This is a genomic window from Frankia sp. BMG5.60, from assembly GCF_059428125.1.
This window is the reverse complement of record NZ_CM182091.1, coordinates 7,264,313-7,285,032: the sequence shown is the minus strand read 5'-3', so window position 1 is coordinate 7,285,032 and position 20,720 is coordinate 7,264,313. Positions and strand designations below refer to the sequence as shown.

Genomic DNA, 20,720 nt, shown 5'->3' with positions numbered 1-20,720 from the left:
CATCCCGCATGAGCAGCGCCTGCACGTAACCATTTCATCACGCATAGCGCGCGACCTCATCGGCGGGCCCTCTCGATGCGTGGCAGAAGGGTGACAGAAGGCGACAGATCCCGAAGCCGGTCGTGATTAATCCCGGACTTTCCGTTGTTTCCGGTGCCCCCGCTGGCGTCCGGCGCGGGGGGCTGCGACCCTCGACACATCGGGCAAGCGAACCGAGGGAGCCAGCTCGTGCTTGGTGAGGACGTCACGGCGGAGTTCGTCGTGGACGACGCGGCCAGCCGTGGGCGGGTGACGGTGTTCCAGATCTGCTGGCGTGCGTGCGATCCGCTGGCCGTGTCCATGACCCTGGTGTCCAGGCCGGAGCACCCCGCGCTACCGCAGGGGAGCTGGGTGGCCCCCCGCGACGCCCTGCGTGCCGGGCTGGAGGCGGCGGTCGGCGACGGCGATGTGCGGATCGGCCCCGATCCCGGGAAGGGCGGCGTCCGGCTGGACCTGGTCGACGGGGATCGCCACTCCGTCGTGGTCCTCGCGACGGCGTCGCTGCGCAGCTTCCTGGACCGCACCGAACGGCTGGTGCCGACCGGCCAGGAGCACACCGAGCAGGAGCTGGACACAGTCCTGGCGAACCTGCTCCAGACCTGATCTCCCCGGCCCCGGGCCGCCGCACCGCGGACCCGCGCGGTCGGCGGACACCCGCCCGGCGCCGGCCACCGTTCGGCCCGCCTGGCGGCCGGCGCGCCCCTCAGCGGGCCGCCGCCTCGGCGAGCCTGCGCCGCCGAGCGCCTCCCCCACCGCCGGTCTCGGCCGCCGCCCCGCCGGCGGCCGGGACCCGGTCGCCGAGGATCTCCCGAAGGAAGGCCGCGGTGTGGCTCTCCTCGACTGCGGCAACGGTTTCGGGTGAGCCCTGGGCGACGACCCGACCGCCGCCGGTGCCGCCCTCCGGCCCCATGTCGATGATCCAGTCCGCCGTCTTGATGACGTCGAGGTTGTGCTCGATCACGATCACGGTGTTGCCGGCATCGACGAGCCGGCCGAGCACCCCGAGCAGCTTGCGGATGTCCTCGAAGTGCAGCCCGGTCGTCGGCTCGTCGAGGACGTAGACGGTCCGGCCGGTGGAGCGCCGCTGCAGCTCGGAGGCGAGCTTGACCCGCTGCGCCTCGCCGCCGGACAGCGTCGGCGCGGACTGACCGAGGCGGACGTAGCCGAGCCCGACGTCGTTGAGCGTGCGCAGGTGACGGGCGATCGCCGGCACCGCGGCGAAGAACTCGGCCGCCTCCTCGATCGGCATGTCGAGGACCTCGGCGATGTTGCGGCCCTTGTAGTGGACCTCGAGGGTCTCCCGGTTGTACCGGGCACCGTGGCAGACCTCACACGGCACGTACACGTCCGGCAGAAAGTTCATCTCGATCTTGATGGTGCCGTCGCCGGAGCACGCCTCGCAGCGCCCGCCCTTGACGTTGAACGAGAACCGGCCCGGCAGGTACCCGCGGACCTTGGCCTCGGTCGTCTCGGCGAACAGGCGGCGGATGTGGTCGAAGACGCCGGTGTAGGTGGCCGGGTTGGACCGCGGGGTGCGGCCGATCGGCGACTGGTCGACCCTGACGGCCTTGTCGAGGTGGTCGAGGCCGCTGACGGTCCGGTGCCGGCCGGGCACCTCGCGGGCACCGTTGAGCTTGTTGGCCAGCACGGCGGCGAGGATGTCGTTGACGAGGGTGGACTTGCCCGACCCGGACACCCCGGTGACGGCCACGAAGCAGCCCAGTGGGAACGAGACCGTGACGTCGCGCAGGTTGTGCTCGCGGGCGGCGTGCACCGTCAGCACCCGACCCTTCGTCGGCACCCGGCGGATGTCGGGCACCGGGATCTGGCGCCGGCCGGAGAGGTAGGCGCCGGTCATCGACTCCTCGCTGGCGAGCAGTTCCGCCACCGGCCCGGAGACGACGACCCGCCCGCCGTGCTCGCCCGCGCCGGGGCCGATGTCGACCACCCAGTCGGAGGCCCGGATGGTGTCCTCGTCGTGCTCGACGACGATGAGCGTGTTGCCCAGGTCACGCAGCCGCAGCAGGGTCTGGATGAGACGGCGGTTGTCCCGCTGGTGCAGCCCGATCGACGGCTCGTCGAGCACGTAGAGCACCCCGACGAGGCCGGAGCCGATCTGGGTGGCCAGCCGGATGCGCTGTGCCTCCCCGCCGGCCAGGGTGCCGGCGGCCCGGTCGAGGGAGAGGTAGTCGAGCCCGACGTCGAGCAGGAACGTCAGCCGCGCGTCGACCTCCTTGAGCACCCGCCCGGCGATCGTGCGCTCCCGCTCGCTGAGCTCCAGCCCGCGCAGGAACTCGGCGCACTCGCCGATCGCCATCCTGGAGACCTCGGCGATGGACCGGCCGCCGACCGTGACCGCCAGCGACTCGGGCTTGAGCCGGGCTCCGCGGCAGGCCGGGCAGGGCACGTCGCGCATGTAACCCTCGTACCGCTCCCGGCTGCTGTCCGACTCGGCCTCCCGGTGGCGACGGCCGATGAAGCCGATGACCCCCTCGAACGAGGTGAAGTAGGACCGCTTGCGGCCGTAGCGGTTGGTGTAGCCGACGTGGATCTCGGTCTCGCCGCTGCCGTGCAGCACCGCCTTGCGGGCCCGCTCCGGCAGCCCCTCCCAGGGGGTGTCCATCCGGAAGCTGAGGTCCTCGGCCAGGGCGGTGAGCAGCCGCTCGAAGTACTCCTTGTTGTGGCCGCCGGCCCACGGCGCCACGGCGCCCTGGGCCAGGGAGAGGGTCGGGTCGGGCACGACGAGCTCCGGGTCGACCTCCTTGCGGGTGCCGATGCCGGTGCACTCGGGGCAGGCCCCGTAGGGCGAGTTGAAGGAGAACGACCGCGGTTCGAGCTCCTCGAAGGACAGGTCGTCATAGAGGCAGGCGAGGTGCTCGGAGTACATCCGCTCGCGCTCGGGGTCGTCGGCGGGCCGGTCGACGAAGTCGACGAGGACGAGGCCGCCGCCGAGGCGCAGCGCGGTCTCCACCGAGTCGGTCAGGCGCCGCTTGGCCGACTCCTTGGCCGCCAGCCGGTCGACCACGACCTCGATCGTGTGCTTGCGCTGCTTCTCCAGCTTCGGCACGTCGGTGAGCGCGACGACGGTGCCGTCGACGCGGGCCCGGGCGAACCCGGAGCTCTGCAGCTCGGCGAACAGGTCGAGGTACTCGCCCTTGCGCCCGCGGACCACCGGCGCGAGCACCTGGAAGCGGGTGCCCTCGGGCAGCTCCAGCAGCCGGTCGACGATCTGCTGCGGGGTCTGCCGGGAGATCGGCCGCCCGCACTTCGGACAGTGCGGCCGGCCGGCGCGGGCGAACAGCAGACGCAGGTAGTCGTACACCTCGGTGATCGTGCCGACGGTGGAACGGGGGTTGCGCGAGGTGGACTTCTGGTCGATGGAGACCGCCGGGGACAGCCCCTCGATGAAGTCCACGTCGGGCTTGTCCATCTGACCGAGGAACTGACGGGCGTAGGCCGACAGTGACTCCACGTAGCGCCGCTGTCCCTCGGCGAAGATCGTGTCGAACGCGAGGCTGGACTTGCCGGAACCCGACATGCCGGTGAAGACGATCAGCCCGTCGCGGGGCAGGTCGAGATCGACATCGCGGAGGTTGTGCTCACGCGCGCCACGCACGACAAGACGGTCGGCCATCGTCGATCCCTCATGATCTTCCGGAAAATCGGACCTGGGCGAGTGTGGCCATGCTACGGATGGGGACTGACAGTTTTTCCACGGCCGGTCGCCGGCGCCGCCCGCCGGGCACCCGCCCGCGCGCCGGCAGCACGGCCGTCACCCGACGGAAGGTAACGACCTGCCCGAAGTGGGTGTTCCGCACCCGGCGTGGTCTCACGCCGATCCGCGGTGTGGGCGAGCCACCGGGCGTCGACAATCACCTCAGCGGACCCGACCACCGTAGGCGGACGCGACCACCGTAGGCGGACGCGACGCCCGAGCAGACCCAGCCGTCCGCCCGGAGAGGGGACCACCCATGAGCAACGCCCACGGCGACGAGGCCGGCGCGACCACCACCGGCGGCTACACCGGGAAGGTCACCGTCGGCGGCCCGGCGGACACCCGGACCCTGCCCGGCCTGACGGTGACCAAGGTCGCGGTCGGCCCGGCGGACAACAACGCCTACCTGCTGCGCTGCCCCGTCACTGGGGAGCAGCTCCTCATCGACGCCGCGAACGAGGCCGACACGCTGCTGCGGCTCGTCGGCGACGCGGGCCTCGCCACGGTGGTCACCAGCCACCGGCACGCCGACCACGTGCAGGCGCTCGCCGAGGTGGTGGCCGCCACCGGGGCGACCACCGTCGCCCACGCCGACGACGCCCCCCAGATCCCCGTGCCCACCGCCCAGGTCGTGCACGACGGAGACGAGATCACCGTGGGCCGGGCGACCCTGCGGGCGATCCATCTGGTCGGCCACACCCCCGGCTCGATCGCCCTGCTCTACGACGCCGACCCCGCCGCCCCGCACCTCTTCACCGGCGACTGTCTCTTCCCCGGCGGCCCGGGCAACACGTTCGGTAACGCCGACGCCTTCGTCACGCTGATGGACGATCTGGAGCGCAAGGTGTTCGGCCCCCTGCCGGACACCACCTGGATCTACCCGGGCCACGGCTTCGACTCCACCCTCGGCGCCGAACGCCCCCACCTCGCCGAATGGCGCGCCCGCGGCTGGTGACCGTCCCAGGGGTGCCGGACGCGGCGGCCCGCCGATCGTGCCGCCGACGGGCTGGCTCAGAGGGTGTTGCCCACGGGGCGCCACGGCTCGGCGTCGGGAGTCCCGGCTCCGCCCGTGCTGCGGGTGAAGGTGAGATGCGCGGTGCCGCTCTCCGCGGTCTCCGTTCTCACCGAGTAGTTGTGTTCGAGGCCGCGCAACTCGTCCCAGAGGCGGACGCCGCCACCGAGGAGGATCGGGGCGATGGCGACGTGCAGCTCGTCGATGAGGCCGGCCTTGAGGAAGTCGCGGACCACCGTCGGGCCGCCGCCGATCCGGACGTCGAGCCCGCCGGCGGCGTCCGCCGCCAGCCGGAGCGCCTCCTCGGGCGCGGCCGACAGGAAGTGGAAGGTGGTGCCGCCCGCCATCACGAGGTCCGGGCGCCGCTCGTGGGTGAGCACGAAGACCGGCGCGTGGAAGGGCGGGTCCTCGCCCCACCAGCCCCGCCACTCGGGATCGTCCGGATGCACGTGCAGCCCGAACTTGCCGGCTCCCATGATCTCGGCGCCGGTCTCCTGAAAGTAGTTCGCGGCGTACCTGTCGTCGACGCCGGTGGTGCCCGCGCCGCTCGTGTCGCCGAGCACTCGTGCACGGAAGGTACGCGTGGCCGTGTAGGCGTCGACAAGTCGGAACCAGTCCTTGCCGAGTGGGTCTTCGGGGGTTCCGTCGGTCGTCGACCCGAAGCCGTCGAGCGAGATGTTCAGGTCGGCGCGCACCTTCATCAGCGGTCCAATCTCAGTGATTGCTGGAACGACTCGACGCGACGCAGGGGACCATGACTGATCCGGCATCGGCATCGGCATCGCGATGAGCGGCTCACCGCCCGGCATCGCCGTCTCAGCGAGCCAGAGCGAACTCCAGGGTTGCCTGCGCGAGGTCGCCGAGGAACCGGTCCCGGTCGAGGGCGTCGAAGGCGTCGTCGTCGGTCAGGCCTGGCGGCGGTGAGTTCATGAAGCTGAAGTGACCAGCTTTCGGCACGATGCGCAGCTCGACGTCGGCCGGCGCGCTTTTCAGCAGGATGGCCTGGTCGACGGGCGTGACGGTGTCCAGCTCGGCGGCGTAGACGAGCATGGGAACCGTCACCGCGGCCAGGGCGCCGGGAGCGGCGAACCAGCCGGTGGCGGGCGCGTACAGGGCGAGACGGCTGACCCGGGGTTCTCGCGACACATCCAGCGCTTTGCCGTCCCGCTCCCAGGGCGTCGCTCCGGCCAGGCAGAGGGCGGCCCACCCGCCGATGGAGTGGCCCAGCGCCACGACCTGCGCGTCCGGAGCCGCCTCTCGGCGGAGCGCCTCGACCAGCCCGGCCGGACGCGCGAGCAACTCAGCCGAAGCCGCCTCCCGCCCGGCCATGCGCTCGAAGTGGGGCGCGACGACCCGGCAACCATGGGCTGCGAGATGGTCCAGAAGCGGCCGGTAACGCTGCGGGTCGCCGCCTGCTCCGGCAGCGAAGAGCACGACTCGCTCGGGCTCGGCCGGACCAAGCGTCAGGATGTCCATGTCACTCCTCCACCACGAGCGGTGCTCCGACGAGACCTGACACTCCGCCCACCCGGCAGGACCTGGTGCCGCATCAGGCTACTGAGCCGGGTGTCGGTCGCGGTCAGCCCCATCCAGCCGGGCGTCGGCGTCCGCCGGGTCGCGGCGAGGCCTACCCGGTGGCGCGGGGGTCCACGACCGAGGGGACGGGTCCCGGCTCGGGCTCACCGGGTCGGGGTGCCTGCGCCGGGACAGCGGGCGTCGCGCGGCGAACGGCCTCGGCCGGCGGGAGTTGGCCGAGTCGACGGCGGGTCGCGGCGGGGGACGCGTGCCAGCGGGAGTGCACGGCGGGTTCCCAGGTCGGCCGGGCCAGGCCGGCTGCGAGACCGGAGAGGATCCCGGCGGCGCGCCGCGCGTCCTGGAGGCGACCGGTGGCGAGTTTGCGGGCGGTGAGAACGACGAGCTGGCCGGCGTGCACCACGGGCCAGCTCCAGCCCAGGGTGGCGCGGTGGCGGCGGGCGTAGACGGCGGCCGAGCGGCCGAGCTCGGCGTGCAGCAGGCCGGAGCGGCCGACGGTCTCGCCGCCGACGTGGACCACGGGCCATTCGTCGTCGGCCCAGGCAACCCGGCCGCCGGCCGCGTACAGCCGGGCGAACAGATCGGTCTCCTCGTAGTACATCCAGTAGGCGGGGTCGAAGCCGCCGAGGCGCAGGAAGGTCGGAACGCGGATGGCGAAGAAGGCACCGACCGGGTGGCGCAGCTCCGGCCATCTGGCGATGGCCGCCGCCTCGCCGCGCAGCGTGATGAAGGCGTTCGTGCGCGAGGTCGGCAGCACTCCGCGGGACCGTCCGGGGCCGCCGTCGCCGGCGAGGAACGGGAACCCGACGACGTCGACGGACGGCGGGTACCAGGCGAGGAGCTTCGGAAGGACCTCTGCGGTGTCGCGGGGGATCGTCACATCACTGTTGATAACCAGCAGCCAGTCCGGCGCCGGGCCGTCCGCGACGGCGCCTCGCACGGCGAGGTTGACCGCGGTGCCGTAGCCGACGTTGCCGTGGCCCTCGACGACGCGCACCCCGGCGGGCACCGGGCGCCCGGCGAGCGTGCCGTTCTCCACCAGCACCGCCTCGCAGCCGTTCATGGCGACCAGGGCCGAGAGCAACTGGTGCAGATGGGTCGAGCCTCCGTGGGACACGACGACCGCCAACAAACTGTGCATCATCCGCCTTCACTAAAACGTACAACGATAACGAGGAGATGGGGATAACCCGCCGTACGTCCACGGAGCACACCGGCGAACACATCGGGCCAGGTTGATCGACAAGAATTTCTCCGGTGCCGCCGCAATCAGGGCCGTACCCCCGTCCACGGCGACAGTCGTGACCCACCCCACCCCGGACGACCAGCCCGGACACCGGTCGCGACCAGGGTAACTAGCGCATCGTAGTGCTCCACGTCTCCCATCCCGGCGAGTCGCGCACCGCGGCCGGTCCACCCGTCATCCGAAACCGCCGAAATGTGCACCGGAAAGCGCAGCGGATGCGAATCACGGCAACGCCCGAGCAAAATTCCGCCCCCGATCACGGTCACCGTGGCAGCCACCGGGAGACACCGAATCCGGTGCCGAGTCCCAGCCTGTCGCGCCGACCATCCCGACCGGCGCCCCATCCCCACCCGCGCCCCATCCCCACCCGCGGCCCATCCCCACCCGCGTCGCCGGCCGCCCGCACACCCCGGGCCCGCCCTCGCGCCGGCCACCGCCGCCGGCCACCGCCGCCGGCCACCGGCCCGTGCCGCGCGGGTCATCCGCCGCCCCGACCTGCGCCGCCCGGGTCCGCCGCCGTTCGGCGCTCCAGTCATCGCACATCACGGGCATGGGGCAGCGAGATTGCCCAAGTCGCGCCGTTTCGCCACCAGTCGTGACAGGGCCCTGTCAACGTGGAACGCATGCCGCACCCAGATCGACTGACCGCGATCGTCGAGGAGCTGCGCCGGGCCGGACCCGCCGGGCGCACAGCCGCAAGCCTGGCGGCCCGGCTGGACGTCAGCGTGCGAACGATCCGCCGGGACCTGCTGGCCCTCCAGGACGCCGGGGTTCCCGTCGGCGGGATCTCCGGGCCCGGGGGCGGGTACGTGCTCGCCCAGCACGCGATGCTGCCGCCCGTCGCGTTCACCCAGGGCCAGGCGAGCTCGGCAGCCGTGGCGCTGGCCGCCGCCGCGACGGGCCCGCTGACCCGCGACGGCGCGGCGGCGCTCGAGAAGCTGCTCGACATCATGCCCCCGCCACAGCAGCGGCAGGTCGCCGAGCTGGCCTCGCGCGGCTGGGCGGGGCCACCCGTGGTCGCCCGCACGGCGCTCGCCACCACGATCGAGGAGGCGCTGCGGGCCGGCCGGGTGCTCGCGATCGACTACCAGGATGCGGCCGGCAGCCGGACCGTGGGCCGCCGGGTGGAGCCACAGTTGCTGGCCTTCACCGGCGGCCACTGGTACCTGCTGGCCTGGTGCCTGGATCGGGGCGGCCCGCGCTGGTTCCGCTGGGACCGGATCTCCCGCGCCGCCGATACCGGCCAGCCGGCGGACGACCGCGACCCGTTCGCGATCTTCACCGCGCCCCCGCCCGGCCTGCGGCGCATCCGCCGGGCGCCGGCGCCGGCGCCCGGCCCGCGCGGCGAGCCGGCGAGGCCAAGCTGACCGTGCCGGGCGGGCGGGCGGCCGGCGCGGTCGCCGTCACCACGATCGACGAGCCGCCCGCGCCGGGCGGGACGGCCTAGCCCCGTCTTCCGCACATGGGATTTCGATGCGCCAGCCGACCCGGTTATCGATCAAGGTGGTCGGGTTGGGTCGACGCCGAGGATGTCGAGGAGGTGCTGGTGCAGGTGTGGTGGGCGGGGGATGTAGGCGGGTTGGCCGTTCTGGGCGGGCACGAGGCGCAGCCTGCCCAGCGTGCTGAGGATGAGTGCCCCGGTGGGGCGGGCGGGACGACCGGCGTGGAGGCCGGGGATCTTCCCGTCGGGGCCCGCGCCGAGGCGGGCCTGTCGCTCGATGAGCGAGAAGACGAGCAGGGCCAGGCAGATCACGTGGAGGAGAGCGTGGATGCGCTGGTTGGAGTGCAGGAACATCGGCGCGACCGCGAGCGGGCCCTTGAACGCGCCGTAGCGGCGTTCGGAGACCTCCTGGCCCTTGTAACGGGCGAGGACCCCGGCCGGGCCGACGCTGTCGGGCAGGTTGGTCAGCAGGGCGTACCAGCCGTCGGTGGCGGCCTCGGCGTCCAGGACCGTCTGGTCGAACTGCCAGGTCAGGGCTGGTTTCCCGGTCTCCGGGTCGGCGCTGGTCTCCGCGAGCAGGTAGCGGGAGACCCGGTGCTTCGTGGCGAGGAACGCCAGGCGGGCGGTCACCGCGGCCTCGGTGCGGTAGAGGTGGTGGCTGCCCGCGGCGCGGGCGAGGGTGTCCAGGGCCGCGCGGGCGCGGTCCAGCTTCAGCGCGCGGGCCGCCTTCGCGGCCTGGGCGTTCGCCGACGACCAGACGAACACCGTGCGCACGGTGACCGGCGGGTTCTTCTTCTGCGGCCCGCGCAGCACGGTCATGCCCTCGCGGGCGCGGTAGCTGGCCCGCTGGTGGATCGGTCTGTCCCGGTCCCGGGCCGGGACATGCTCGATGATCGTGGCGGTGGCCCAGTCCTGGGCGGCGAGGACCTCGGCGGGCACGACGGTCTTCGGGGCCGGGGCGAGGAACGTGACCCCGGGCGTGGAGGTCAGCGCGGTCAGGTTGGCGTAGGAGACGAGTTTGGTGTCCCCGACCAGCAGGAACGCGCGCGGGCCGGCGAGCTCGACGAGGGCGCGCAGCGCGCCGGTGACCTGGGCGACCTCGCCGGCGCCGCCGTCGTAGGCACGCGGGAGCAGCGGCACCCCGCCGTCGCCGGTGGTGGCCAGGCCCGTCTGGACCTGCTTGAGGTCGGGCCGGCGGTCCTTCGGGTGGCCGTACTTCGGGGTCGCGTAGTCGGCGTCGACCTCGGGGTAGGCGCCGTGCAGCGAGATCGAGGTCATGTCCCAGTGGAAACGGGACACATCGAGGCCGAACGCGGCGATCGCCGCCGCGCCGACCGAACCGGCGACCTGGTCGCAGACCGGGGCGAGTGCGTCGAGCGCCCGGCCGACCCGGTCGTCGTTGAGCGCGTCCGGGGGAATGTCGAACATCTCCTCGACCGCCCATTCCCGGGCCCACGACGCGACGTGCAGCAGCGGGGTCGGCGAGGTCAGCCGGTTGGCAACGAGGGCGGCGATGACCTGCCCGTGGCTGACGCGGCTGACGTCCTGGCGCATCGGGGCGAGCCGGTCGATCGTGCCCGCCAGATCAAGGCGGGCCAGGTAGTCCCGCGCGACGGGGAGCACACCGAGCGGCTTCTCCACGCTCGGTGGCCCGTAACCCGCCACGACCGACACAGCCACGAACAGTCCCAGACCCGTCACCACGGATCCCGATCAACCCGACCCGATCCGAACAATCGATCAAGTAACTGTCTCACCGCACGCACGTGCGGAAGACAGGCCTAGCGCGAGCCTCCACCAGGAAGCCCGCCGCCGGGCGCGGCGACCTCCCGCGATTCGGCCTGGTCGGCCGCCGGAGCCGGCGAGGAACCCGCCTCCGGCGCCGGCTTCTCGGCGGCCTCCTCCGCGGGCGGTTCGGTCCGCAGCGACCAGATCACCGAGACGGCCAACGCGACGGCGATCACGCCGAGCGACAGCGCGATCGGCATGTGCCAGACGTCGGTGAGCAGCATCTTCACGCCGATGAAGGCCAGGATGAACGCCAGCCCCGTCGCCAGGTGGTGGAACCGTTCCAGCAGGCCCGCGAGCAGAAAGAACAGCGACCGCAGACCCAGGATGGCGAGCGCGTTGCTGGTGTAGATGAGGAACGTCTTGTCGGTGACGCCCAGGGCGGCGGGCACCGAGTCGAAGGCGAACAGCACGTCGGCGGTCTCGATCGCGACGAGGACGGCGAGCAGCGGCGTGGCGACGAGCTTGCCCGCACGGCGCAGGACGAAGTGCTGCCCCTGGTACTGATCGGTGACCGGCATGACCCGCCGCAGCAGTTTCACCGCCCGACTCTGCCCCGGATCCATCTCCACCCCGCTGTCGCGCAGCATCTTCACGGCCGTGTAGATCAGGAAAGCACCGAAGATGTAGATGATGAAGCTGAACTGCTCGAGCAGGGCGACCCCGGCGGCGATGAAGACGAACCGCAGCACCAGGGCGCCGAGCACGCCGTAGAACAGCACCCGGTGCTGGTACTCCCGAGGAACCTTGAAATACGAGAAGATCAGCGCGAAGACGAACAGGTTGTCGACGGACAGGCTCTTCTCGAGCAGCCACGCCGCCGTGTATTCACCGGCGGCGCCGGGGCCCTGCCAGGCCCAGATGACCCCGGCGAAGCCGATGCCCAGCGACACCCACAGCAGGCTCCACCAGGCGGCCTCGCGGAAGCCGATGACGTGGGCCTTGCGGTGGGCGAGCAGATCGATGGCGAGAAGCCCGAGCAAAGCGCCGATGAAGGCGGCCCAGGCCCAGAGGGGAACGTGCACGAAGATCTCCAGAGGTGTCGCCGGTCGCGGCCCTGATGCGCCACCCCGGCTCCTCCGGGGCGGTAGGTGTCGCTCTGACCGGCCGGGCGCCGTTGCCAGCGGCCGGTCAGAGCACGTTCACGTGCGCCACGCCATCGGCAAGATGAGCATGAAGCGACGAAGCATTAACTCTCAGTGACAATCGGGAGGTACAGCCGTCCCGGTGTCCCCCGGCCGGATCCCACGCGGGGACCCGGTCCGGGGCATGGCCGGGGCGAACCGGCCGGGCGGGGTGGGCTGCCCGGCGGCGGGATCAGCGCCAGAGGTTGCCGGGCCGCACCGGCCGGGCGCCCCGCCCGCGCAGCGGCGCCGTCTCGATCGCCTGGCTGAGCTCGACCGGGCCGACGGTGCCGACCATCCGGGGATTGCCGTCCGCCGCCGACTCGATCACGACGACGCAGCCGGCGGCCGGCCGTTCGAGCAGCCTCGCGGGCAGGTCGGCCACCGCGTCGTCCGGCGCTGCGGTCGCGACCATGGACAGCGGGATGCAGACCCGGTTGACCCGGGCGAGGCCGCGGTCGTCCATCGGGACGGCGGCGAGGTCGCGCAGCAGCGCCACCCCGGCGAGCGAACCGTCGAAGTCCTCGACCCCGAAGACGGCTCGGCGTGCGGGCAGCACCACGTCGTCGAGGGCGTCGTCCACGGTCGACCAGGCCGACAGCGCCGGCGGCGCCGGGTTCATGACGTCCCGCGCCACCAACCCCTCCAACGCGGCGTGGGTGCGCTGCTGGGACTGGGCCAGCCGGGACGCACCCAGCGCCAGCCAGCCGAGCAGCACCGCCCACAGCCCCACGAAGCCGACGAGGAACACGCCTGCGGCACCCACGGCGATCAACGACCAGCCGCTGACGACGCCGGCCCGGGCGACGGCCTGCTCGGCGCGCTCCCGGCTGCCGGTGCGGCGCAGCACCCGGGCGGCGATCAGCCGCCCACCGGAGCTGCGCGGGCTGGGCAGCGCGTCGATGAAGGCCACCAGCAGCGCGAACGTGCCGACCCAGAGTGCCACCTGGCCGGCCAGGGCCACCGTCCCCGCCGGCGCCAGCGCGCCGAGGGTGACGAGCAGCGCGCCGGCCAGGGCGGTCACGGTGAGCCCCGCGCGGGCGACCTGTGCCTCGGCACGGACGTCGGCACCCGATTCGACGAACCTCGGGCCGGTGGCCGGGTTCCCAGAGCCGCTGGCCGGGTTCCCAGAGCCGCTGGCCGTGTCCCCGGCGCCGGTCGCCGCCGGCAGAACGACGTCGACTCCGCCGCCCGCGCCGAACGTGCCCGGGGAACCGGCTGCGCCGGAACGCCCGGCGGGCGCGGCCGACCCGGCGGCCGGACGGCCCGCGGGGTCCACGCCCGCCCCGGCGCCGCCCCGGTCACGGCCGCCGAGGGCGACAGTCAGGCGGCTGCCGAAGGCGCCAAGGGTGATGCCGACGACGGTCAGCCCGGCCCGGCGGGCGGCCCGCGCCCGCCTCAGGTCCGCGCCCAGCATGATGCCGACGAGCAGGCCGGCGCCGATCAGCCCGCCGCAGAGGTAGGCGAAGCCGGGCCGGTCCGGCACGGTGGCCGGCAGCGTGATCGCGGCGAGCAGGACGGTGACGACCGCCACCGAGACGGCGAGTCCCGGGCGCACCGTGATCGGCGGAAACCCTCCCCTCCTGGTGGCGTCGTGGGTGGTCATGTCCGCTCAGACTCCTTTCCCGTTTCCCGGTTCCCCGGCCGACGTTGGCGGCCGGGTGCTACACATGCTCAACGTCTAGCGTGCCCTTCAACGTCCCGGCAGACACCGCACGGACTCCGCGACTTCGCCTATGATTTTGCTGCCGAGGCTCGGCAATCAGGAGCGGGAGGCGGGTAGATGGACCAAGCCGACGAATCGGCCGGCACGGAGGCGGTCGACGACGACGCGCCGGCCGGTCTGCCCGAGACGAGCCTGACCCGGCTACCCCGCGCTGCCGTGCTCGCGGCTGCCGACTCCCGGCTGCATGCCGGCCTGCTCGGCGACTACCTCGACGTCCTCGCGTCGGCGGCGGACAGCGGGCGGCGGCTGACCCGGGCGGAGCTGGAGGCGTTTCGCGACCTCGGCCAGGCGGCGGCGGAGTCCGGGGCGTCGCTGCGCGCCCTGGTCGACCTCTACCTCTCGGCCACCTGGCGGGTGTGGCCGTCGCTGCCCGCGGTGCGGGCCGCCGACCGCGCCGCCCGCGAGCTGACCAGGGCATCGAGCGAGCCGGTGGCTTCAGGGCAGCTCGCCGACGCGCTGCGATCGGCCGGCGAGTCGGTCGGGGCGGTCTCGCGCACCCGCGCCGCCGCCTCCGCGGTGCTGCGGGCCAGCGACGACGCCGTCGCCGCCGTCTGCGAGGGCTACGAGGCGGCCCGCACCGCCCGGGCGCGCTCCGAAGAGGCGCTGCGCCGCGAACTCGTCGATGATCTGCTCACCGGCACGTCGGCGGTGGGCCAGTTGCTGGAGCGGGCCGGGGCGTTCGGCCTGCGGCTGGAGGCGCCGCACACCGTCCTGGTCGTCGCCGGCAACCGGCGCTTCCTCGACGGGCGGGCGCTGACCCGCGCGGCCGAGACCATCCTGCGCGAGCACAGCCTCACCGATCCGCTGGTCGCGACCCGCGACGGCCTGCTCGTCTGCGTGGTGCCCGAGCAGGGCGACCTGGCCCGCGGCCCGCAGCCGCCCGTTCGCGGCCGCACCTCGGCCAGCCGTCCGGCGGCCGGGGCGGACGCCGCCGGCGGCGATGCGGCCGGGCAGGTGCGGGGCGCTGCCGCCGGGCCGCCCAGATCATCGGGGCCCCGGGCCCGGGCCGCGGCGACTGCGGGGAACCGCCCGCCCGGCCGGCGGCGGGCGGACGAGTCGGGTGCCGTGGGCGCGGGCTTCTCCCCGCTCCCCGCGTTCGCGCCCACGCCGGAAGCCCCGGCCACGATAGCCGCGCTGACCCGCCGCCTGCGGGCCGAGCCCGGCCTGCTCTGGCGGGTGGGGGTCAGCCGCGCGCGCAGCGGCGTCGCCGGGGTCCGGATCGGCTTCGAGGAGGCCCGCGGCGCCGCGGAACTCGCCGGCCGCCTCGGGCTGGAGGGGGCCGTCGTGCACACCGACGACCTGCTCATCTACAAGGTCCTGCTACGCGACCGGGAGGCGCTGGCAGAGCTGGTCGAGGCCGTGCTCTCGCCGCTGCGGGCCGCCCGGGGCGGCGCCGGCCCGCTGATCGACACCCTCGACGCCTACTTCACCACCGGCGGGGTGGCGCTCGCCGCGGCGCGCCGGCTGCACCTGTCGGTGCGGGCGTTGACCTACCGCCTGGACCGCATCCACGCCCTGACCCGGCACGATCCGACCTCGCCGACCGACCGGTACGTCCTGCAGACGGCGGTGCTCGGCGCCCGGCTGATCGGCTGGGACCCTGCCGGCGGGTAGGGGGGCCGACTGGCTAGGGGACCGACTGGGCAAGCGGGCCGACTGGGCAAGCCGCCGGCGGCCGGTCGGAAACTGTCGGAGGGCTGTGGTGTTCTAGATGACGTGAGCACAACGTTCGAACGGCCCAGCCTCGACATCGAGCGGACGCGCGCCCCATTCGAGGTCGTGTCCGACTTCGCCCCGTCAGGCGACCAGCCCGCCGCGATCGACGAGCTGGCCCGGCGGGTGCAGGCCGGCGAGACCAATGTGGTCCTGCTCGGTGCGACCGGCACCGGCAAGTCGGCGACGACGGCGTGGCTCGTGGAGCGCCTGCAGCGGCCGACGCTGGTGATGGCCCCGAACAAGACGCTCGCCGCGCAGCTCGCCAACGAGTTCCGCGAGCTGCTGCCGCACAACGCGGTCGAGTACTTCGTCTCGTACTACGACTACTACCAGCCCGAGGCGTACATCGCGCAGACCGACACCTACATCGAGAAGGACTCCTCGATCAACGAGGAGGTCGAGCGGCTGCGGCACTCGGCAACGATGAGCCTGCTCACGAGGCGGGACGTCATCGTCGTCGCGAGTGTGAGCTGCATCTACGGTCTGGGCACGCCGCAGGAGTACATCGACCGGATGGTGCGGCTGCGCGTCGGCGACGAGATCGAGCGGGACCTGCTGCTGCGCCGCTTCGTCGACGTCCAGTACACCCGCAACGACCTGGCCTTCACCCGGGGGACGTTCCGGGTCCGCGGCGACACGGTGGAGGTGTTCCCGGTCTACGAGGAGCTCGCCGTGCGGGTCGAGATGTTCGGCGACGAGATCGAGCGGCTGACCTACCTGCATCCCCTGACCGGGGAGATCGTCCGCGAGGTGGAGGAGATCTTCGTGTTCCCGGCGACGCACTACGTCGCCGGCCCGGAACGGATGGAGCGGGCGATCGCCGGGATCGAGACGGAGCTCGGCGAGCGCCTCACGACGATGGAGCGCCAGGGCAAGCTGCTGGAGGCGCAGCGGCTGCGCATGCGCACCACCTACGACATCGAGATGATGCGCCAGGTCGGCTTCTGCTCCGGGATCGAGAACTACTCCCGGCACATCGACGGCCGTGAGGCCGGCACCCCGCCGCACACCCTGCTGGACTACTTCCCCGACGACTTCCTGCTGGTGATCGACGAGTCGCACAACACCGTCCCCCAGATCGGCGGGATGTACGAGGGCGACATGTCCCGCAAGCGCAACCTCGTCGAGCACGGCTTCCGGCTGCCCAGCGCGATGGACAACCGCCCGCTGCGCTGGGAGGAGTTCCTGGAGCGCATCGACCAGACGGTCTACCTGTCAGCGACGCCGGGCCCCTACGAGCTGGGCCGGGCCGACGGCGTCGTCGAGCAGATCATCCGGCCGACCGGGCTGCTCGATCCGGAGGTCGTGCTCAAGCCGACGAAGGGGCAGATCGACGATCTCGTCCACGAGATCCGGCTGCGCGCGGAGCGGGACGAGCGGGTCCTCGTCACCACGCTGACCAAGAAGATGTCCGAGGACCTCACCGACTACCTGCTCGAACTCGGCATCCGGGTGCGCTACCTGCACAGCGAGGTGGACACCCTGCGCCGGGTGGAGCTGCTCTCCGAGCTGCGCCGCGGGGATTTCGACGTGCTCGTCGGGATCAACCTGCTGCGCGAGGGCCTCGACCTGCCCGAGGTGTCGCTGGTCAGCATTCTCGACGCCGACAAGGAGGGCTTCCTGCGCTCCGACAAGTCGCTGATCCAGACCATCGGCCGCGCCGCCCGTAACGTCTCCGGCCAGGTGCACATGTACGCGGACAAGATCACCCCGTCGATGCACCGTGCCATCGACGAGACGAACCGGCGCCGCGAGAAGCAGATCGCCTACAACGCCGAACGCGGCCTCGACCCGCAGCCGCTACGCAAGAAGGTCGTCGACATCCTCGACGACATGGTGCGCGAGTCGGCCGACGGCGAGCTGATCGGCGGGGGCGGCCGGTCGCAGTCGCGCGGTAAGGCGCCGGTGCCGGGGATGAAGTCCCGCGGCGGGGCGCAGGGCACGGTCGGCCGGTACGCCGCCGAGCTTGCCGGGATGCCCTCGCACGAGCTGGCGCAGCTCATCCGCCAGCTCGACGACCAGATGCACGAGGCGGCCAAGGAGCTCCAGTTCGAGCTGGCGGCCCGGTTGCGCGACGAGATCGCCGAGTTGAAGAAGGAGCTGCGCGGCATGGGTGCCGCCGGGGTGCAGTAGCCAGGGCGGCCGGCCCACCGCAGGGCCGTGCCGTGGGCAGCTACGGAGTGGCCGCGGGAGGGTGCTCGGCGGCGGCGCGGGCGTCGCGGCGGGTCAGCAGCTCCCGCCAGACCTCGTCGAGGCGGGCGTCGAGCTCGTCGAGGCTGCCGCCGTTGTCGATGACGATGTCGGCGGCGGCGCGGCGCTGCTCGTCGGTGGCCTGCGTGGCCATCCGGGCCAGCGCCTGGTCGCGAGGCAGGCCGCGGCCCTCCAGCCGCACCAGCCGCAGCTCGCGCGGCGCCTCGACGACCAGCACCAGATCGTAGTTGCCCTCCGAGTGCACCTCGACGAGCAGCGGCACGTCGTGCAGGACGATCCCGTCCGGGGAGAGCTTCGCGATCCGCCGGCGGGTCTCGGCCCGGATGAGCGGATGGACGATCGCCTCCAAGCGCCCACGGGCCGCGGCATCGGCGAAGACGATCCGGCCGAGTGCCGGGCGGTCGAGGCTGCCGTCGGGGGCGGCCAGCTCGGCTCCGAACTCCGCCAGCACCGCGGCGAGGCCCGGGGTGCCCTGAGCGACCACGTCCCGGGCGATCTGATCAGCGTCGATCAGCAGTGCCCCGCGGGCCGCGAGGCGCGCCGACACCGCGCTCTTGCCCGACCCGATACCACCCGTCAGACCCACTGTGAGCACGATGTCGAGTCTGCCAGCCTCTGCCGGCACATGTGGCAGAGGCCCGCTGGCGCCGGGCCGGCACATGTGCCGGCTCGGCGCACCGGCAGCTTTTGTACCGGCGCGGCCGTGCGCGGGCGGCCACCCTGGCCTACCGCCTTCGTGGCGCGGGCGGCGGTTGGCAGACTGGTCCGCGTGGGGGTAGCCGAAACGGGTCGGGCGCAGGCCGTTCTCAGGCCTGCCGTTCCCAGCCAGGCCGACCGCGATCCTGGCCCTGGCCCCAGCGAGCTGCCCGACGGGGCCGAGGCAGGGCGGGTCGGCTCAGGCGTGGCGGGGCGGGTCGACAGCTCGGCAGAGGCAAGACGCGGCGACGACTCGGTCGGGGTAGGGCTGGGCGACAGCTCGGCAGACGCAAGACGCGGCGACGACTCGGTCGGGTTGAGACTGGGCGAGGGCTCGGTACGAGGGGTCGCCGGTCCTGCAGGGGCGGAGCCGGCCTACGACGCGGCCGGGGTAGAACCAGCCGACAGCTCGGCAAGGGTCGAGCCAGCCGACGACCCGGCGGGAGTGAGGCCGGCCGACGGCTTGGCAGAGGCGGGGCCGCGCGACGCCGCGGCCCAGACGGAGCCGGCCGGGCGGCGGCTCGCTCACCGATTGTGGCCGGCATTGCTCACCGGCTCGCTGCTCGGGCTCGGCGCCCTGGGGCTCGCACTGGTGCCCGCGCTCGCCGGCCGGGCGCCGCTGCTGCTCATCGCGCTGCGGCCCACCTGGGCGATCCTGCTGCTTGTCGGCGGGTCGGTGCCGTTCGTGCCGGCTCTGCTGGTCGCCGCGTTCTTTCGGGCCCTGGTCGACGTCGGCTACTTCGGGCTCGCGCGCAACAACATCCGATCTGTCCTGCTGCGGCGTCTCGGCGGCAGCCGCCTGGTCACGGCCCTGGCCCGCCCGGGAACGCAGACCCCCCTGCTGTGGTTCTGCCTGGTCAACACCAACGCGGCGGTCGACGCGGCGCTCGGCGCGGGTGGCGTGCCGATGCGCCGCTTCCTGCGATTCCTGATTCCCGGCTCCCTGCTGTCCACCGCGCTCTACCTGACCGCGGCGCGGGCGGTGGCCCCGTGGATGCGCGGCGCCGTGAACTGGCTGGACGCGCACATGACCTACCTCGTGCTCGGCGGTCTGGCGCTGGCCCTCGCGCAGGCGGCCGCGCGGGCCGGGCTCCGGCGATGGCGCGGCCGGCGGGGCGGAGCGCCGGTGAGACGAGCTCGCCGCAATGGCGATAACACGCCGTAGACCAACAATCGCACTATGCAGACACACCAACACCCTCTGGACATCCTGCGCCGCAGGTAGCAGGGTCGGTGGCTACGGGTCACGCCACCCGTCGGATGCACGCCGGTCCTCGGGCCGGTGGCCGCCCCCATCCTCCGGAGTCGACCATGCCCTGCCCCCGCCCCACCGCCCCGAGCCCCGCCGCCGCCGGCACCACCGCCCCACGCCCCACCGCGCCCTGTGCCATCCCGCCGCACATCCTCGAACGCATCGTCCGCAACGGCAGCGACGACCAGCGTTCCTGGGCGCTGTCCACCCTCGTTCAGGACGGCTCGCACCGCACGATTCGCGTCCACAACGCCCAGCTTCGCTCGGCGCAGCGCGGCGCCGCACCGCCGCGGCTGGACCCGGATGCCGGTCCGCGCCGCACCGTCGGAGACGCCGCCAGCACCGAGGCGCTACCGGGTAGCACGGTCCGTGCCGAGGGCGCGGCCGCGGTCGATGACGTGGCGGCCAACGAGGCATACGACGGCCTCGGTGCCACGTTCAGGTTCTACTCGGAGGTGTTCGGCCGCGACTCGATCGACGACGAGGGGATGGCGCTGCTCGCCACCGTCCACTACGGCGACCATTACGACAACGCCTTCTGGAACGGCCGGCAGATGGTGTTCGGCGACGGCGACGGCGAGCTTTTCCAGCGGTTCACGGTATCGCTGGACATCATCGGGCACGAACTGACCCACGGCGTCACCGAGGACGAGGCGGCGCTGATGTACGTCAACCAGTCCGGGGCACTGAACGAGTCGGTCAGCGACGTCTTCGGCTCCCTGGTGAAGCAGTACGCGCTCGGGCAGACGGCGGAGCAGGCCGACTGGCTGATCGGCGACGAGCTGCTCACCGACGCGGTGCAGGGTGTCGCGCTGCGGTCGTTGAAGGACCCCGGTACCGCCTACGACGATCCCGTGCTCGGCGACGACATCCAGCCCGCGCACATGACCGGCTACGTCCAGATGACCGGTGACAACGGTGGCGTGCACATCAACTCGGGCATCCCGAACAAGGCGTTCTACCTCGCCGCGATCGCGCTCGGCGGGCACGCGTGGGAGCGGGCCGGCCGCATCTGGTACGAGAGCCTGCGCGCCCCGCAGGTGCGGCCGAACGCGACGTTCCGCTCGTTCGCGGCGGTGACCAGCCGCCAGGCCGGCGTGCTGTTCGGCACGGACGAGCGCAAGGCCGTCGCCGAGGCGTGGCGCGAGGTCGGCATCGCGGTCTGACACCCGCCCGGGACCGTGATCCCGCGAATCGCATGAAGCACCCAGCCTCGGCACA

Annotated in this window: 15 protein-coding genes; 7 read left to right on the top strand and 8 right to left on the bottom strand. The window is 72.9% G+C overall.

The features are described 5' to 3' along the window. Window positions 1–228 precede the first annotated feature (228 nt). On the top strand, window positions 229–642 hold the full coding sequence (locus AC5R91_RS29855; RefSeq protein ID WP_495394622.1) for an SsgA family sporulation/cell division regulator: 414 nt from the start codon (window positions 229–231) through the stop codon (window positions 640–642). A gap of 100 nt (window positions 643–742) precedes the next feature. On the opposite strand, the gene uvrA is transcribed toward AC5R91_RS29855, so the two are convergent. After that, entirely contained in the window at window positions 743–3,673 is a 2,931-nt protein-coding gene (gene uvrA, locus AC5R91_RS29850) for an excinuclease ABC subunit UvrA (protein WP_495394621.1), read from the bottom strand. Between the two features lie 337 nt (window positions 3,674–4,010). Between uvrA and AC5R91_RS29845 the strand changes: the two genes are divergently transcribed. Beyond that, a complete protein-coding gene (locus AC5R91_RS29845) occupies window positions 4,011–4,709 on the top strand; it encodes an MBL fold metallo-hydrolase (protein WP_495394620.1) in 699 nt (232 codons plus the stop codon). A gap of 56 nt (window positions 4,710–4,765) precedes the next feature. Here the strand turns inward: AC5R91_RS29845 and AC5R91_RS29840 are convergent, their stop codons facing one another. From AC5R91_RS29840 to AC5R91_RS29830, 3 genes are all read right to left on the bottom strand, one after another. After that, window positions 4,766–5,467: a dihydrofolate reductase family protein gene (locus AC5R91_RS29840; RefSeq protein WP_495394619.1), complete on the bottom strand. Its 702-nt coding sequence runs from the start codon at window positions 5,465–5,467 to the stop codon at window positions 4,766–4,768. A gap of 115 nt (window positions 5,468–5,582) precedes the next feature. Then, the gene (locus AC5R91_RS29835) at window positions 5,583–6,242 is read right to left on the bottom strand and encodes an alpha/beta hydrolase family protein (protein ID WP_495394618.1); all 660 of its coding nucleotides are present in this window, start codon (window positions 6,240–6,242) and stop codon (window positions 5,583–5,585) included. Between the two features lie 151 nt (window positions 6,243–6,393). Next, window positions 6,394–7,440: a glycosyltransferase family 2 protein gene (locus AC5R91_RS29830; protein ID WP_495394617.1), complete on the bottom strand. Its 1,047-nt coding sequence runs from the start codon at window positions 7,438–7,440 to the stop codon at window positions 6,394–6,396. Between the two features lie 728 nt (window positions 7,441–8,168). Here AC5R91_RS29830 and AC5R91_RS29825 point away from each other — a divergent pair. Then, complete coding sequence (locus AC5R91_RS29825; protein WP_495394616.1) at window positions 8,169–8,912, top strand: helix-turn-helix transcriptional regulator; 744 nt, start codon at window positions 8,169–8,171, stop codon at window positions 8,910–8,912. A 131-nt stretch (window positions 8,913–9,043) separates the two neighbouring features. Here AC5R91_RS29825 and AC5R91_RS29820 read toward each other — a convergent pair whose 3' ends face one another. The 3 genes from AC5R91_RS29820 to AC5R91_RS29810 form a co-directional block, all read right to left on the bottom strand. Further along, window positions 9,044–10,687, bottom strand: coding sequence for an IS1634 family transposase (locus tag AC5R91_RS29820; protein WP_495394615.1), 1,644 nt, complete (start codon window positions 10,685–10,687; stop codon window positions 9,044–9,046). An 80-nt stretch (window positions 10,688–10,767) separates the two neighbouring features. After that, the gene (locus AC5R91_RS29815; protein ID WP_495394614.1) at window positions 10,768–11,799 is read right to left on the bottom strand and encodes a TerC family protein; all 1,032 of its coding nucleotides are present in this window, start codon (window positions 11,797–11,799) and stop codon (window positions 10,768–10,770) included. A 292-nt stretch (window positions 11,800–12,091) separates the two neighbouring features. Then, window positions 12,092–13,504 (bottom strand): peptidase M50, encoded by a 1,413-nt coding sequence (locus AC5R91_RS29810; RefSeq protein ID WP_495394613.1) that lies wholly within the window; start codon window positions 13,502–13,504, stop codon window positions 12,092–12,094. Window positions 13,505–13,681: 177 nt separating this feature from the next. Between AC5R91_RS29810 and AC5R91_RS29805 the strand changes: the two genes are divergently transcribed. Then, window positions 13,682–15,238, top strand: a complete 1,557-nt coding sequence (locus tag AC5R91_RS29805) for a PucR family transcriptional regulator (protein WP_495394612.1) — start codon at window positions 13,682–13,684, stop codon at window positions 15,236–15,238. Window positions 15,239–15,340: 102 nt separating this feature from the next. After that, the gene (uvrB, locus tag AC5R91_RS29800; protein ID WP_495394611.1) at window positions 15,341–17,473 is read left to right on the top strand and encodes an excinuclease ABC subunit UvrB; all 2,133 of its coding nucleotides are present in this window, start codon (window positions 15,341–15,343) and stop codon (window positions 17,471–17,473) included. 40 nt (window positions 17,474–17,513) lie between these two features. Here the strand turns inward: uvrB and coaE are convergent, their stop codons facing one another. Then, window positions 17,514–18,137 carry a dephospho-CoA kinase gene (gene coaE / locus AC5R91_RS29795; protein ID WP_495398087.1) on the bottom strand — a complete coding sequence of 208 codons (624 nt, stop codon included), beginning with the start codon at window positions 18,135–18,137 and terminating at the stop codon, window positions 17,514–17,516. A 573-nt stretch (window positions 18,138–18,710) separates the two neighbouring features. On the opposite strand from coaE, the gene AC5R91_RS29790 reads away from it, so the two are divergent. Then, window positions 18,711–19,412, top strand: a complete 702-nt coding sequence (locus AC5R91_RS29790) for a hypothetical protein (RefSeq protein WP_495394610.1) — start codon at window positions 18,711–18,713, stop codon at window positions 19,410–19,412. 146 nt (window positions 19,413–19,558) lie between these two features. Further along, window positions 19,559–20,665 (top strand): M4 family metallopeptidase, encoded by a 1,107-nt coding sequence (locus AC5R91_RS29785; protein ID WP_495394609.1) that lies wholly within the window; start codon window positions 19,559–19,561, stop codon window positions 20,663–20,665. Window positions 20,666–20,720 lie beyond the last annotated feature (55 nt).

Coding starts and splice junctions, on each gene's coding strand:
- AC5R91_RS29830 (WP_495394617.1), bottom strand. CDS start 7,440: ATGCACAGTTTGTTGGCGGTCGTCGTGTCCCACGGAGGCTCGACCCAT.
- AC5R91_RS29805 (WP_495394612.1), top strand. CDS start 13,682: ATGGACCAAGCCGACGAATCGGCCGGCACGGAGGCGGTCGACGACGAC.
- AC5R91_RS29825 (WP_495394616.1), top strand. CDS start 8,169: ATGCCGCACCCAGATCGACTGACCGCGATCGTCGAGGAGCTGCGCCGG.
- AC5R91_RS29840 (WP_495394619.1), bottom strand. CDS start 5,467: ATGAAGGTGCGCGCCGACCTGAACATCTCGCTCGACGGCTTCGGGTCG.
- AC5R91_RS29845 (WP_495394620.1), top strand. CDS start 4,011: ATGAGCAACGCCCACGGCGACGAGGCCGGCGCGACCACCACCGGCGGC.
- uvrA (WP_495394621.1), bottom strand. CDS start 3,673: ATGGCCGACCGTCTTGTCGTGCGTGGCGCGCGTGAGCACAACCTCCGC.
- AC5R91_RS29785 (WP_495394609.1), top strand. CDS start 19,559: ATGCCCTGCCCCCGCCCCACCGCCCCGAGCCCCGCCGCCGCCGGCACC.
- AC5R91_RS29810 (WP_495394613.1), bottom strand. CDS start 13,504: ATGACCACCCACGACGCCACCAGGAGGGGAGGGTTTCCGCCGATCACG.
- AC5R91_RS29835 (WP_495394618.1), bottom strand. CDS start 6,242: ATGGACATCCTGACGCTTGGTCCGGCCGAGCCCGAGCGAGTCGTGCTC.